Raw genomic sequence first — 13364 nt, 5'->3', positions numbered from 1 at the left:
TTCCAGGTTTTGCTGTTGAGTCCTGACCCCCGATAGCGCTCCGGCTATCGGAAGGCCTCCACGAGGCGCGCGTCCCGCAGTGCAGCACGCCCTCAGGCCCCGTGATCAGGGGTCAAGTCTTGCGCCCGAGCTCGAATCCCGGCCCGGGCGCTTGTCTTTTGTGCGGTCATCGCCTAGTTATTGGGCATGGCCAGGCCTCTTCGCATCGAATTCCCCGGCGCCGTCTATCACGTGGCCACACGTGCCGACGCGCCCGTCTTCGCCGACGACGAGGATCGTCAGACGCTGCTCGGGCTCATCGAGCAGGCGGCGGACCGATTCGACGCCCAGGTGCTCGCCTACGGGCTGGGTCGTGAGCACTACGAGTTGCTGCTATTCACCCGGCAGGCGAATCTCTCCCGACTGATGCGCCATCTGAACGGCGTGTACACCCAGGCGCACAACCGGCGGCATGGGCAGTTCGGACACGTCTTCCAAGGGCGGTTCAAGGCGGTGCTGGTGGATCGCGAGCATCTGTTGCTGGATGCCTGCCGCTACGTGGAGCTGATCGGGCGGCGGTCCGGGTTGGCGTCGTCGCCGACGGCCTGGCGCTGGAGCAGCCTGCAGGCACACGCCGGGCTGGTGACCGCGCCGGACTGGCTCGAGATCGATGGGCTATGGACGAACGTCCTGGGGCGTGTGCCGCAGAACGCGGCCGACCGCCGCAAGGCGGCGCAGCGTTATCAGGCGATCGTGGAGGCCGAGCCCGACCTCGACATCTGGGGCCAGTTGCGGCACCAGATCTTCCTGGGCGACGCGGCCTTCGTTCAGCGCACCGTGCGGCTGAGCGAGCACCCGCCACGCACGCCGCGCCCACGACGCTGGGGCGATTGGCTCAAGGCCAGCGGCAGTCGGGAAGAGGCGCTGTACCGCGCGCATACCGAAGGCGGTCAGTCGATGACTGAACTTGCGCGGGAATTGGGACTTTCGGTGTCGCGAGTCAGCCGGCTCATTGCCGGCCATGAGCGACAGCGCTGAACTTAATGCAGAGCCCTCGCCGGACCGGCCGGGCACGCCGCCACCGACTCATCCAACTCGGCCGCCTCGTTCCAGGCGGCCGTTGTCATTTCGCGAGCGGCGCTCAGCTGATGACAGAGTTCGGCAACGCCCAGTCCGTCGGCTTCGCCTTCCGGCATCGGCAGCGCGGACACTTCACCCGGCAGATCCGCCAGGGCGCCCAGCAGCTGGAACAGCAGTTCCAGATCCGGCGCGGCGTCGGGCGACTGTTGCTGGCGAGCCAGCCCCAGGCTGCGGCACAGGTAGAAGCAGGCATCCGCCGCCTGGTCGCACATCGCGTGCGACATCGCCAACTGTTCCAGCGCCTCGGCCCGGGCGGTCTGCGCGGCCGGATCGTCCGAGCGGTCCGCCAACGCGTCCAGCGCGGCGGACGCCGGCGGGACGGCGATGAGATCGTCGTCCTGGGGCAGCAGCGGAGAAGCGGTCTTGGAGTTCGCCATGAGAGTTCAGCTGGGGAACAGCGGTTCAACCAATCAACGACACGAATGCTAGGTAACTACCGGCAAATGCGCCTCCCACAGCTCGGGGGGAACATCGCCGGCGCAAGCGCCTAGGGAGCCGGATCACGGGAACTTGTCACACTTCGTGACACGAACAGACCGAGCTTACGGCGTTTCATCGCTGATTTGGGTGAATCACTTCCCCTTCCTGGGCCGGCTCCAGCCGGAAATCACCGTTTGTCGGCCCCGCGCCACAGCCAGCTGGCCGGGAGCGACATCCTTCGTGATGGTCGAGCCGCCGCCGATGGTGGCGCCGTCGCCCAGCGTGACCGGCGCGACCAGCACGCAGTTGGAGCCCACGTGCACGTCCGCGCCGATGGTCGTGCGGTGCTTGTTGGCGCCGTCGTAGTTGGCCGTGATGCTGCCGGCGCCGTAGTTGACGCGTTCGCCGACGGTGGCATCGCCCAGGTAGGCCAGGTGGTTGGCCTTGGCGCCCTTGGCCAGCGTCGAGTTCTTCACCTCGACGAAGTTGCCGATGTGGACCTCGGCGCCCAGTTGCGCGCCCGGGCGCAGCCGCGCGAACGGGCCGATGAGCGCGCCCTCGCCGACGCTGGCGCCGGCGGCTTCACCGTCGATGTGGGTGAATTCGTGGATGCGGGCGTTGGCGCCGATCGTGGCGTTGCGGATCACGCAGTTGGCGCCGATGCGCACGCCGTCGCCCAGCGTCACGTGGCCTTCGAAGACGCAATTGACGTCGATCTCGACGTCCTTGCCGCAGCTCAGCGTGCCGCGCAGGTCGAAGCGCGAGGGGTCGGCCAGGCGCACGCCCGCCGTCATCAGCGTCTCCGCCTGGACCAGTTGGAAGCGTCGCTCCAACTGCGCCAGTTGCGAGGGGCTGTTGACGCCCAGCACCTCGGTCTCGTCCTGCGTCTTCACGCCGACGACGGAGACGCCCTCCGCCACCGCCATCGCGACGATGTCGGTCAGGTAGTACTCGCCCTGCGCGTTGTTGTTGTTCAACTGACCGACCCAGCGCTTCAGCGCCTCGGTCGGCGCGGCCATGATGCCGGTGTAGCACTCGCGCAGGCGACGCTGCGCGTCGCTGGCGTCCTTGTGCTCGACGATCGCCTTGATCTGCTCGCCGCCATCGCCGCCCCGGACGATGCGACCGTAGCCGGTCGGGTCGGCGTATTCGATGGTCAGCAGCACGAGCTTGTCGCCGCCGCAGGCCTCGACCAGCGCACGTGTCGTCGCCGTGCTGATCAGCGGGGTGTCGCCGCTGAGGATCAGCGTGGTGCCGCCGGCGACCAGCGCCGGGACCGTCTGCTGGATCGCGTGGCCGGTGCCGAGCTGCGGCTCCTGGCGCACGAAGCGCAACCCCTCGCCACCCACGGCCGCCTCGACCTGTTCGGCGCCGTGGCCGGTGATGACGATGCGGGCATCGGCATCCAGCGCGGCGGTGTTGCCGAGCACGTGCTGGAGCAGCGCGCGGCCGGCCAGCTTGTGCAGCACCTTGGGCAGGCCGGACTTCATGCGGGTGCCCTTGCCCGCGGCCATGACGACGATGTTCAGCGACATAAGAAGAATCGCGGTTCCCTGTTGGAGAGACCGCGATTATCGGGGTCGCCCGCGACGAACTTCATGGCGTCGCGGTGACCGGTTGTCGCCACTTGTGGGTGCTGGCCGGCGCCCACGGGCGCAGGCCGTCCTACTTCGACGGCGTCAGCTGCACGCTCACGCGGTGCGGCTCGGGGCGGGTCTGCGGGAAGTCGGTCATCGAGGCCTCGAACAGCGCGCCGAACAGCTCCTTGCCGCCCTCGGTCAAGCCGTCGTTGGAGGCCCGCGCCTCATACAGCGGCTCGTTGGTCTTGCGGTCGCGCAGCAGCATGGCGACCTCGCGGTCGTAGCGGCGCTCCATCATCGGATCCATCGGGTACGAGTAGCCCCAGCGGCTGTAGTACGGCCGCCAGGCCGGGCCGTAGCGCCAGCCCCAGTAGCTGCCGTTCCAGCGCCACCACAGCGGGTCGTCCCACGGCGCGGGGCCGGAGCGGGTGACGCGCGCGCCGAGCGACACGACGATGTCGGCGGCCTTCGGATCAGCGGATTCGGTGAAGCCGGCCTTCAGCAGCGCGCCGCGGGCAGCGTCCTCGAGCGAGGCCTGGTTGGCTTCATTGCGCTGCTGCGACGGCAGCCGCTCGAAGGCGAAGCTGCCGGGCTGACGGCCCGCCGGCCAGCTGCCGAAGGTCTGCGCATCCGCGACCACGGTATTCAGGGCGGCGCAGCCGGCGAGCGACAGTGCGGCTGCGGCGCCCAGGCTCAACAGGGCGACTCGACGATTCAAGGTGAACATGGTGACCTCCAGTCGGATACCGCTCGTGGCCGTCGATCGGGGCAGGCGCCGCTCCCGGTGACGTCCCATGGACGCCTCATCTGACGTCGATGCGAGCGTGACAGTGCAACGATTGTGGCCCGAGCCGGTTGACCCGCGCGTTTGAACTGCGTGACAGGGCGGTAAGCGGCGGGTTTCTCTTCGTTGGAAAGCACGAAGCCCGGCGCGGGGCCGGGCTTCCGAGCGTCCATGACGCGTCATCGCGCCGGGCCGACCTCAGTCGTCGGCGGCCGAGTACGCCTCGCCCGCGTCGTCGACGGGGGCCGGGACTTGCCCCTTGGCCCCTGGACGGACGAAGTTGACGACACCGGTGGCCGGCGCCGGGGTGCCGCACTGCTCGTCCTCGTCGAAGGCGATGTCGCCGTCGGCGACCGGGGCGCCGGTGGCCTTGATCGTCTGGAACGGGAACAGCTCGCGGTCCATCATGTGCGAGGTCACGATGTTGCCCATCGCGGTGAACATGTTGTCGACGCGGCCCGGGAAGCGCTTGTCCCAGTCCTGCAGCATGGCCTTGACGGTGGCGCGCTGCAGGTTGGGCTGGCTGCCACAGAGGTTGCACGGAATGATGGGGAACTCGCGGTGCTCGGCCCAGCGCTCGAGGTCGGATTCCTTCACATAGGCCAGCGGTCGGATGACGACGTTCTTGCCGTCGTCGCTGACCAGCTTGGCGGGCATGCCCTTCATGCGGCTGCCGAAGAACATGTTCAGCATCAGCGTGGTGACGATGTCGTCGCGGTGGTGGCCGAGCGCGATCTTGGTCGCGCCGAGCTCGCCCGCCACGCGGTACAGGATGCCGCGACGCAGGCGCGAGCACAGCGAGCAGGTCGTCTTGCCCTCGGGCACGAGTCGCTTGACGATGGAGTAGGTGTCCTGCTCCTCGATGTGGAAGTCCACGCCACGCGACTTCAGGTAGGCGGGCAGGATGTCCTCGGGGAAGCCGGGCTGCTTCTGGTCGAGGTTGACGGCGACGATGCTGAACTTGATCGGCGCGCGGTCGCGCAGGTTGATCAGGATGTCCAGCAGCGAGTAGCTGTCCTTGCCGCCGGACACGCAGACCATGACCTTGTCGCCGTCCTCGATCATGTTGAAGTCGCCGATCGCCTGGCCGACCTGTCGGTGCAGGCGCTTCGAGAGCTTGTTCATCTCGTGCGCATGCTTCTTGGCCGCGGCATCCGCGGCCGCCAGATCAATGCCTTCGATGGCGGTGGTCGAGTCAGTCATGTTCAGTCCTCAATGTCTTCAATCAAGCAGGGCCCGCGGAACCGGCTTTGCCGGGCCGTCAGGCCCACCCCTTGAGGGGGCGCGCGTCAGCGCGTAGGGGGCGGTCTACCAGGTGCCGCATTCGGCGGAGATCGCGACCTGGCAGTCGGGGAAGATTTCGAGCTTGGTCACCTTGATGCGCACGCCCACCACGCCGGGCAGCTTCATCAGCCGGACGCAGAGCTTGCCCAGCAGGGCCTCGAGCAAATCGGTGTGTTCCGCGGTGCACTCGTCGATGATGATCGTGCGCACACGGCGGTAGTCGAGCACGTGGCCGATGTCGGCGTCGCGCGAGACGATGGTCTGGGCGCCGAGGTTGATCTCCGCGTCGACGAGGATCGGCTGCGGGCCTTCGCGCTCGAAGTCGAGCACGCCGAGGTTGGCGCCGAAGCGCAGCCCGTTGATGTGGATGACCTGGCGGTTGTTGCGGCGCAGCGCCGGCGGCGGCTGCGATTCGCGCAGCGGGCGCAGGAAGGACTCGATCTGCTTGGCCGCGACGACGCCGTCGCCCAGCGCCGTCTGCACGCAGGGATGCTGCCGGCCGCTGGCATCGCCGGCGACGAACAGGCCCAGCACGCCGAAGCGCGGTTCGTCGCGGAATGGCTGCGACGGCGCGGTGACGCCGGCACGCTGCAACGCATCGGCGACGAGCAGCCAGGCCGACGGCGCCGGTTCGTAGCCGAGCAGCACGGCAACGTGGTCGAAGCGCTCTTCGCCGTAGGCCTTGGACGTGACGGTCACGCCGTCCGGCGAGGCGGTCACGGCGGTCGGCAGGGACTGCGCGGGCCGGCGACGCAGGCCTGGCGCGCCGTCGAGCTGCTGGATCAGGTGACTCTGCGCGCGCCATTCCGAGCGCGACCACAGCGTGACCGCATGACCGCGACCGGCCAGGTACAGGGCGTTCTCGATGGCGTTGTCGCCGCCGCCCAGCAGCAGCACCTTGCCTGGCGTCAGGCGGTCGCGGACGGCGGTCAGCTCGATGGCATCGAGCACGCGGTCATGGCGATCACGCTCTGGATAAAGCGGCGAGGGATGGCGCGGCGTCAGGCCGGTGGCGAGCAGCAGCGATCGGGCCCGCAGCGGGCGCAGTCCGCCGGTGTCGGCGGGCTCGGCGGTTTCGCCGGCCTGCGCGGCGAAGGCGGGACCGCCGTCGAGGTAGAGCGTCCAGCCTTGTTCGGCCTGCCAGTCGAGGGTGTTGATGGTCTGGCCCAGCACCGTGTGCACGCCGGGTTGCGCGGTGGCGTGGCGGGCGTAGCGCTCGCCCAGCTCGGCCAGCGATTCGCCGGGCGCGCCGAGCAGCCAATCCTGCTTGTAGTCGAGCGGCCGCAGGCTGTCGCACAGGCGCGGGGCGCGCTCGATCAGCGCGACGCTCAAGCCCAGCTGCGTCAGCCAGCTCGCGGCGCTGCAGCCCGCCGGACCGCCGCCGATGATGGCGGCGTCGACGAGCGCGGGCAGGCTGGCGGGCAGTCGGTCGGGCGTGGTCTGGGACATGGGAAGGCGGGCGGACAGGCGGCTGGCGGCGGGCGTTGCGATGGCCGCAAGGCGCCGGAGAAAACCGGCGATTATCCCGGATGGGCGCCGGACAGGGTCGCCGGGGGCCTTGCCGCGCCGGGCTCCGCTGCCAAACCTTCCTGTACGCGTTCCACCACCCAGTCGATGAACACCCGCACGCGCGGCATCATCTGGCGCTGCTTCGGGAACATCACGGAGACCGGCATTGGCGGAGGCGGGGTGTCCGGGAGCAGCTCCACGAGATCGCCCGATGCCAGCAGCGACGCGACGCCGAAGCGTGGGCACTGGATGAGCCCCAATCCCTGCAGGCAGCAGGCGCGGTAGGCCGGCGCCGAAGTCACGCAGACCGGGCCGCGCAGCGTGAGCGTCTGCGTCCGGCCCTCGACAAGGAACTCGAACGGCGCGACGCGGCCCGTGGCGCTGGACTGGAAGTTCACCGCCTGATGCTGGCGCAACGCGTCGATGCTCGTCGGCACGCCGTGCGTGGCGAGGTAGTCGCGGCTGGCGCAGGTGATGGACGGCAGGTCCGCGATGCGCCGTGCCACCAGTCCCGACTCCTGCGGCGTGCCGCCGCGCAGCACGCAGTCGACGCCCTCTCGGACCAGATCGACCAGTCGGTCCCCGGTGCCGACGATGAGTTCGATGCCGGGATAACGCCGGCAGAAGTCGCCAAGATGCGGGAACACGAAAGCCGCAGCCAGCCCGGCCTGCAGGTCGACGCGCAGCCGGCCACGCGGTTGCTGCGCGGCCTCGCCGAGCACGGCCTCCGCCTGTTCGACCTCTTCGAGCACGCGGCGGCAGCGCTCGTAGTAGAGGTGACCTTCCGGTGTCGGGCTCACATGGCGCGTCGAACGCGTCAGCAGCCGCGCGCCGAGCCGCTTTTCCAGGGCCTGGACGGCGTAGGTCACGTTGGAGCGCGGCAGGTCCAGCTCCTCGGCGGCGGCGGTGAAGCTGCCGAGGTCCACGATGCGCGTGAACAGGTGCATGGCGTCGATGCGGTCCATGGGCTCTCCGGGCTCAATGCCTCGAATTGTGCAATTCAATTGGACAGTGATGTCGATATTGAGCGATTTATCTGTCGGATCGAAGCGCTCAGCATTCGGGCTTCTTCTTCACCGCACACCAGGAGCCCGACATGACCCGCATCCCGACCACGACGTCCCGCATCGCCCTGATCACGGGCGCCAACCGCGGTATCGGCCGCGCCACCGCCCTCCGGCTCGCCCGCGACGGCTTCGACGTGATCGTGACCTACCGCTCGCACCGCGAAGAGGCCGAGGAGGTCATCCGCGAGATCGGTGCGCTCGGGCGCATCGCGGTGGCGCTGCCGCTGGACGTCTCTCGCGTCCAAGACTTCGGTGCGTTCGTCGACGGTGTCCGCGACGTGCTGGGCAAGACCTGGCACCGCGAGCGATTCGACGTCCTGATCAACAACGGCGGCGTGCAGGTGGCGCAGCCGACGCTGCAGGCGACGCCCGAGGCCTTCGACCAACTGGTCGACGTGCACTTCAAGGGTGTGTTCTTCCTGACGCAGCAGTTGGTGCCGCTGATCGCGAATCCCGGGGCGATCGTCAACATCTCCAGCGGCACCGCGCGCTTCTACGTGCCGGAACGCGCGATCTACAGCGCGGTGAAGGGGGCGGTGGAGGTGCTGTCGCGCTACCTGGCGACCGAGCTGGGACCGCGCGGCATCACGGTGAATGTCATCGCGCCGGGCGCCGTGGCGACCGACTTCAGCGGCGGCCTGCTGCGCTCGAACGAGCAGCTGCAGAAGCACATCGCGTCGCTGACGCCGCTGGGCCGGTTCGGCGTCGCCGAAGACGTCGCCGGCGCGATCGCCGCCCTGGTCAGCGAGGGCAACCGCTTCGTCACCGGGCAGCGGATCGAGGTGTCGGGCGGCGTGCACCTCTGAAGCGGACGGGGCCACTGAGGAGCGGCCTCAGAAGCACTCGTCGAGCAGCAGGTGGAAGTCGAGCTTGCGCAGGTCCGGCTCGACGATGCCGTAGGCGCTGAACAGCGTATCGCGCAGCGTCGGGCCGAACTCATCGAGGCAGTTCGCCAGGATCGCGAGGTCGCGGTAGCGATCCGCGATGCCTGCGCGGCCCAGGTCGATGACGCCGACGACCTCGCCATCCTCGTTCATGAGGATGTTGTCGAGCGAGAAGTCGCCGTGGCTCACCACCGGCTCCTCGGAGAGCGGCAGCATCGCACCGAGCGCCTCCCACACCTGTTGCGGCGTCCAGCCCTGACGCGCGTCGTCGAAGTCGTCGGCATCGATGAGGCCGGCGTCGAGGCGCTGCCGGGCGAGGTCGAGCTGCAGCCGGTGATTCGCGTTGAACGGGCAGTTGTGGACCGGCAGGTCGTGCAGCCCGCGAAGGAAGCGACCGGCGGACGTCACGATCGCTGCGGCGCGTGACGGATCGTCGTCGAGCCATTCGTAGACCGTGCGACCGGGGAGAGCGCGGGTGAGCAACCAGGCGGTGCCGCCCGACCATTCGAAATGCTCGGTGCGAGGCACCGGCCAACGCTCGGCGAACCACTGCAGGCGGGCGAACTCGTCGGCGATGGCGATCGCCGCATCGCCGTCACCGTGCTTGAGGTAGAGCGCCCGTGCATCGGCCCGATGCAGGCGATGCACGATCGCACCGGCCTCGCCGACGAGGTTGCGGTGCCAGTCGTAGCCGGCCAGTTTGGTCGCGATGGCGGGTGGCAACTCGGGCGCGCGGCTGGGGACTTCTCTTGGATGGTCGGTCTCGTCGGGGTCAGTCATGAAACGCGATGAGGCGATGAAGACCGCGCGAGTATCGACGGCAGACAATCGCCGCCCATGACGCCTGAAGCCGCTTCCCTTGCTAGCGTCCTGGCGCGCGGCACTCGAAATACACCATGTCCTCCCACTCGTCACGGAGCTGGAAGCTGCGCGTCGAGCGCCCGAACTCGGTGAAGCCGTTGCGGTGCAGGACCTTGATCGAGCCGGCGTTGCCGGCGCGCGCCTTGGCCTCGACGCGGATCAGGCCCAGTTCGCCGAACGCCTTCTCAAGCACAAGGCGCACTGCTTCCTTCGCATGGCCCTTGCCGTTCTCGCTCTCCGCGATGCGGTAGCCGAGCTCGCATGAGTGATAGTGCTTGCGCTTGATCTGGCTCAGGTTGATGCGGCCGATCAGCGCGCCCGCGGTGCCGCGGATCAGGAACTGATGGCCTGTGTCCGCGTCAGCCTCGCGACGCGCGGTCGCGATCGCGGACTCGATGCCACCGTCGGCGTAGTACGACGTGGCCCTCGCATTGATGTGGGCCTCGAAGAACGCGCGGTTGTCGAATTCGAAGCGGCGCAGGTCCGCGAGGTCACGCTCGGAGACGGGATGAAGACTCAGCATGGGCGTCGAGCATAGCGGCGCGTTGGCGGCCGCTCGATCAGCTCAGCTCAGCTCAGCGTCTCACGCGCTTCCACACCCGCCACCCCAGCAGCACCGCCAGGATCGTCCCGTACACGATGGGCTCGGCGAAGTTGTTCTTCCCCGCGCGCATCCAGATGAAGTGCATCAACCCGACGATCGCGATCGCGTAGACGAGCTTGTGCAGCATCTGCCAGCGCGCCGCGCCCAGCGCCTTGATCGCCCGGTTGAACGAGGTCGCCGCCAGCGGCACCAGCAGCAGCCACGCGACGAAGCCCATCAGGATGAAGGGCCGCTTGGCGATGTCGCGCAGGATGTCGGCCAGGTCCAGGCTCTTGTCGAGCCAGCCGTAGGCCAGCAGATGCAGGCTCGCGTAGAAGAAGGTGAACAGCCCCAGCATCCGTCGGAAGCGCGCCAGCGCCGGCTGGTTCGTCCAGGTGCGCACGGGCGTCACCGCCAGCGTGATCCACAGGAAACGCAAGGTCCAGTCGCCCAGGCCACGGATCAGCGTCTCCGCGGGATTCGCGCCGAGCAGATCCGGCTGCGCGATCGCGCCGAAGACGTACCAGCTCAGCGGCAGCAGGCACAGCACGAACAGCACGACCTTCGCCGCCGGGTGCAGCAGCGGATGGCGTTTCGCAGGTGCGCGCCGAGGCGTGGGCGGGGCGGGCTGCGTCCTGGGCGGCGCGGCGGGCGAGGCACTCATGATCGGAGACGCGGCGGTGTCAGAAGTTCTTCTTCAGGTCCATGCCGGCGTAGAGCTGACCGACCTGCGCTTCGTAGCCGTTGAACATCAGCGTCGGGCGACGCTTGGCGAAGAGGCCGTCCTCCCCGATGCGGCGCTCGGAGGCCTGGCTCCAGCGCGGGTGGTCGACCTGCGGGTTCACGTTGGAGAAGAAACCGTATTCCTGCTGCGCCGCCTTGGTCCAGCTGCTCACCGGCTGCTTCTCGACGAAGCGGATCTTGACGATGGACTTGGCCGACTTGAAGCCGTACTTCCACGGCACCACCAGGCGCAGCGGGGCGCCGTTCTGGTTGGGCAGCACCTCGCCGTAGAGGCCGAAGGCCATCAGCGTGAGCGGATGCATCGCCTCGTCCAGGCGCAGGCCTTCGACATAGGGCCAGTCCAGCACGCCCGAGCGCACGCCCGGCATCTGGGCCTTGTCGGCCAGCGTCGTGAACTCGACGTACTTCGCCTTGCCTGTCGGCTCCGCCTTCTTCAGCAGCTCGGCCAGCGAGTAGCCCACCCAGGGGATCACCATCGACCAGCCTTCGACGCAACGCAGGCGGTAGACGCGTTCCTCCATCGGCGCGACCTTCAGCAGGTCGTCCAGGCCGAAGCGGCCCGGCTTGGCGCACTCGCCCTCGATGACGACGGACCAGGGCCGGGGCTTGAGGGTGTGCGCGTTCTCGGCGGGGTCGGACTTGTCGGTGCCGAACTCGTAGAAGTTGTTGTACGAGGTGACGTCCTTGTAGGCCGTCAACTTCTCCATCACGGTCGCGCCGGCCACCGTGCTCTTGACCCCCGGCAGCTTCGCCAGCTTGCCGGGGCCGGCGGTCTGCGCGCTCGCCGCGCCGGACATGCCGCTCAGGCCCAGCCCGGTCAGTCCGAGCGCGCCGGCCGACTTCAACCAGTCGCGGCGGCTGTCGTAGACCTCTCGGGAGGTGATCTCGGAGGACGGGATGCGATGGCCGTCGCGGGGCTTGTGGAAATGCATGGCGGACCTCGGGGGAAGGAAGGTTCGAACCTTACGCGTTTGGCTGGAGGTTTTCATGAGGGTGCGCTTAAGGCCCCCCGGTTCGAGGCGGCCGCCGCGGTCGTGCCCCATTCCAGATGAAACAGGGCGGCGCCCGGTTCGAACCCGGCGCCGCCCTGTCGAGGGACGAAGGCCTTACAGCGTGCCGTACGAGTGCAGCCCCGACAGGAACATGTTCACCCCCAGGAACGCGAAGGTCGTGACCAGCAGCCCGATCAGCGCCCACCATGCGCCGACCACGCCGCGCAGGCCCTTGATCAGCCGCATGTGCAGCCAGGCCGCGTAGTTCAGCCAGACGATCAGCGCCCAGGTTTCCTTCGGGTCCCAGCTCCAGTAGCCGCCCCAGGCTTCCGCCGCCCAGAACGCGCCCAGGATGGTCGCGATCGTGAAGAAGGCGAAGCCCAGCGCGATCGACTTGTAGGTCAGGTCGTCCAGCACCGGCAGCGCCGGCAGCCGCGCCGTCAGCGGGCCGCGCAGCGCGACGCTGGCCGCCAGGAACACCGCCACGCCGGCCATCTTGCCGGCCCAGCCGTTCAGGCCGGTCGCGATCTCCGGCGAGACGTTCGCGCCGAAGCGGAAGCCCACCAGCACCAGCACCAGCCCCACCGGCACGCCGATCAGGCCGATCACCAGCGCGCGCGGCGTCGCCGTCTTCAGCAGCGTCGCCAGCGCCACCATCGCGGCCATCGCGAAGCTGCCGTAGCCGATGAAGTTCGCCGGGACGTGGATCTTCATCCACCAGCTCTGCAGCGCCGGGACCAGCGGCTGGATCTCGTGGGCCTCGCGCGCCATCGTGTACCAGAGCAGGAAACCGACCGCCGCGCTCACCACCAGCATCACGTACGCACCCAGCGCCCGCGTCGCGAAACGCTGCTCGTAGTACAGGTACATCAGCGTCGTCAGCCAGGTGAAGAGGACGAACACCTCGTACAGGTTGCTGACCGGGATGTGGCCGATGTCGGGCGCGATCTGGTGGCTCTCGAACCAGCGCACCATCGTGCCGATCAGCGCCATGCCCACGGCGCCCCACGCCAGGCGCGTGCCGATCGCCTCCGCCGCGCTGTGGCCCGACTTCTGCAGGAAGCCCAGCCAGTAGAACAGCGTGCTCATCCACACCAGCACGCTCATCCACAGGATCGCGCTCTGGCTGGACAGCATGTACTTCAGGAAGAAGACCTTCTCGCCCGCGGCGAGGTCGGCGCCGAAGCCGTCGGTCTGGCGCAGGTAGAGCTGGATGGCGAAGAGGCTGGCCGCGCCCACGATCAGGCACAGCAGGCGCAGCGGCCGCCAGAACCAGCCCAGCGCGATCAGCGCGGGTGCGGCGCCGGCGAGGATGCCCTTCTCGTAGACATCCATCGACGCGCTGTAGCGGCTGAACGCGAAGCCGGCGCCGATCAGCACCAGCGCCGCGAAGATCCAGTCGAAGGCGTTGCGTCCCTGGAAGTAGCCGCGCTTGCCGATGACCAGCGAGCGTGTCGGGGTCGCCTCGCCGGAACCCGGCAACTGGGACGGCAGTTGCGAGGGCAGGTGGGACGAGTCCGCGGTGGTGGTGTTCATG

General features: G+C 68.6%; 13 protein-coding genes and 1 pseudogene. 2 read left to right on the top strand and 12 right to left on the bottom strand.

Going from position 1 to position 13364, the window contains the following annotated elements; all coding sequences use genetic code 11:
- Positions 1–186: 186 nt before the first annotated feature.
- Positions 187–1017: a transposase gene (locus tag AC07PR_RS16530; RefSeq protein ID WP_431101771.1), complete on the top strand. Its 831-nt coding sequence runs from the start codon at positions 187–189 to the stop codon at positions 1015–1017.
- A 2-nt stretch (positions 1018–1019) separates the two neighbouring features.
- Here the strand turns inward: AC07PR_RS16530 and AC07PR_RS16525 are convergent, their stop codons facing one another.
- From AC07PR_RS16525 to AC07PR_RS16495, 7 genes and pseudogenes are all read right to left on the bottom strand, one after another.
- Entirely contained in the window at positions 1020–1496 is a 477-nt protein-coding gene (locus tag AC07PR_RS16525; RefSeq protein WP_377157529.1) for a hypothetical protein, read from the bottom strand.
- Between the two features lie 195 nt (positions 1497–1691).
- Positions 1692–3074 carry a bifunctional UDP-N-acetylglucosamine diphosphorylase/glucosamine-1-phosphate N-acetyltransferase GlmU gene (glmU, locus tag AC07PR_RS16520; protein WP_377157527.1) on the bottom strand — a complete coding sequence of 461 codons (1383 nt, stop codon included), beginning with the start codon at positions 3072–3074 and terminating at the stop codon, positions 1692–1694.
- Between the two features lie 130 nt (positions 3075–3204).
- On the bottom strand, positions 3205–3846 hold the full coding sequence (locus AC07PR_RS16515; protein ID WP_377157526.1) for a DUF4136 domain-containing protein: 642 nt from the start codon (positions 3844–3846) through the stop codon (positions 3205–3207).
- 255 nt (positions 3847–4101) lie between these two features.
- Complete coding sequence (ttcA, locus tag AC07PR_RS16510; RefSeq protein ID WP_377157524.1) at positions 4102–5106, bottom strand: tRNA 2-thiocytidine(32) synthetase TtcA; 1005 nt, start codon at positions 5104–5106, stop codon at positions 4102–4104.
- Between the two features lie 105 nt (positions 5107–5211).
- The gene (locus tag AC07PR_RS16505) at positions 5212–5580 is read right to left on the bottom strand and encodes a dihydroneopterin aldolase (protein WP_377161568.1); all 369 of its coding nucleotides are present in this window, start codon (positions 5578–5580) and stop codon (positions 5212–5214) included.
- An 84-nt stretch (positions 5581–5664) separates the two neighbouring features.
- A pseudogene (locus tag AC07PR_RS16500) lies at positions 5665–6636 on the bottom strand (NAD(P)/FAD-dependent oxidoreductase); the annotation flags it as partial.
- A gap of 71 nt (positions 6637–6707) precedes the next feature.
- Positions 6708–7661 carry a LysR family transcriptional regulator gene (locus tag AC07PR_RS16495; protein ID WP_483108917.1) on the bottom strand — a complete coding sequence of 318 codons (954 nt, stop codon included), beginning with the start codon at positions 7659–7661 and terminating at the stop codon, positions 6708–6710.
- 131 nt (positions 7662–7792) lie between these two features.
- On the opposite strand from AC07PR_RS16495, the gene AC07PR_RS16490 reads away from it, so the two are divergent.
- Positions 7793–8569, top strand: a complete 777-nt coding sequence (locus tag AC07PR_RS16490; RefSeq protein WP_377157521.1) for an SDR family NAD(P)-dependent oxidoreductase — start codon at positions 7793–7795, stop codon at positions 8567–8569.
- A 27-nt stretch (positions 8570–8596) separates the two neighbouring features.
- Here AC07PR_RS16490 and AC07PR_RS16485 read toward each other — a convergent pair whose 3' ends face one another.
- The 5 genes from AC07PR_RS16485 to ccsB form a co-directional block, all read right to left on the bottom strand.
- Positions 8597–9427 (bottom strand): APH(3') family aminoglycoside O-phosphotransferase, encoded by an 831-nt coding sequence (locus AC07PR_RS16485; protein ID WP_495135923.1) that lies wholly within the window; start codon positions 9425–9427, stop codon positions 8597–8599.
- Positions 9428–9509: 82 nt separating this feature from the next.
- Positions 9510–10031 (bottom strand): GNAT family N-acetyltransferase, encoded by a 522-nt coding sequence (locus AC07PR_RS16480; RefSeq protein WP_483108919.1) that lies wholly within the window; start codon positions 10029–10031, stop codon positions 9510–9512.
- A gap of 52 nt (positions 10032–10083) precedes the next feature.
- Positions 10084–10755 (bottom strand): protein-methionine-sulfoxide reductase heme-binding subunit MsrQ, encoded by a 672-nt coding sequence (gene msrQ / locus AC07PR_RS16475; protein WP_495135922.1) that lies wholly within the window; start codon positions 10753–10755, stop codon positions 10084–10086.
- Positions 10756–10774: 19 nt separating this feature from the next.
- Positions 10775–11767: a protein-methionine-sulfoxide reductase catalytic subunit MsrP gene (msrP, locus tag AC07PR_RS16470; protein WP_495135921.1), complete on the bottom strand. Its 993-nt coding sequence runs from the start codon at positions 11765–11767 to the stop codon at positions 10775–10777.
- A gap of 174 nt (positions 11768–11941) precedes the next feature.
- Positions 11942–13363: a c-type cytochrome biogenesis protein CcsB gene (gene ccsB, locus AC07PR_RS16465; RefSeq protein ID WP_377157509.1), complete on the bottom strand. Its 1422-nt coding sequence runs from the start codon at positions 13361–13363 to the stop codon at positions 11942–11944.
- Between the last annotated feature and the right edge of the window lies 1 nt (position 13364).

It is taken from the genome of Roseateles sp. GW821-FHT09H11 (assembly GCF_059415845.1).
Note: the sequence above shows the minus strand (reverse complement) of the source record. Positions and strands in the feature narration are given on the sequence as shown.

Coding starts and splice junctions, on each gene's coding strand:
- msrP (WP_495135921.1), bottom strand. CDS start 11,767: ATGCATTTCCACAAGCCCCGCGACGGCCATCGCATCCCGTCCTCCGAG.
- AC07PR_RS16530 (WP_431101771.1), top strand. CDS start 187: ATGGCCAGGCCTCTTCGCATCGAATTCCCCGGCGCCGTCTATCACGTG.
- glmU (WP_377157527.1), bottom strand. CDS start 3,074: ATGTCGCTGAACATCGTCGTCATGGCCGCGGGCAAGGGCACCCGCATG.
- AC07PR_RS16525 (WP_377157529.1), bottom strand. CDS start 1,496: ATGGCGAACTCCAAGACCGCTTCTCCGCTGCTGCCCCAGGACGACGAT.
- msrQ (WP_495135922.1), bottom strand. CDS start 10,755: ATGAGTGCCTCGCCCGCCGCGCCGCCCAGGACGCAGCCCGCCCCGCCC.
- ttcA (WP_377157524.1), bottom strand. CDS start 5,106: ATGACTGACTCGACCACCGCCATCGAAGGCATTGATCTGGCGGCCGCG.
- ccsB (WP_377157509.1), bottom strand. CDS start 13,363: ATGAACACCACCACCGCGGACTCGTCCCACCTGCCCTCGCAACTGCCG.
- AC07PR_RS16490 (WP_377157521.1), top strand. CDS start 7,793: ATGACCCGCATCCCGACCACGACGTCCCGCATCGCCCTGATCACGGGC.
- AC07PR_RS16515 (WP_377157526.1), bottom strand. CDS start 3,846: ATGTTCACCTTGAATCGTCGAGTCGCCCTGTTGAGCCTGGGCGCCGCA.
- AC07PR_RS16480 (WP_483108919.1), bottom strand. CDS start 10,031: ATGCTGAGTCTTCATCCCGTCTCCGAGCGTGACCTCGCGGACCTGCGC.
- AC07PR_RS16485 (WP_495135923.1), bottom strand. CDS start 9,427: ATGACTGACCCCGACGAGACCGACCATCCAAGAGAAGTCCCCAGCCGC.
- AC07PR_RS16495 (WP_483108917.1), bottom strand. CDS start 7,661: ATGGACCGCATCGACGCCATGCACCTGTTCACGCGCATCGTGGACCTC.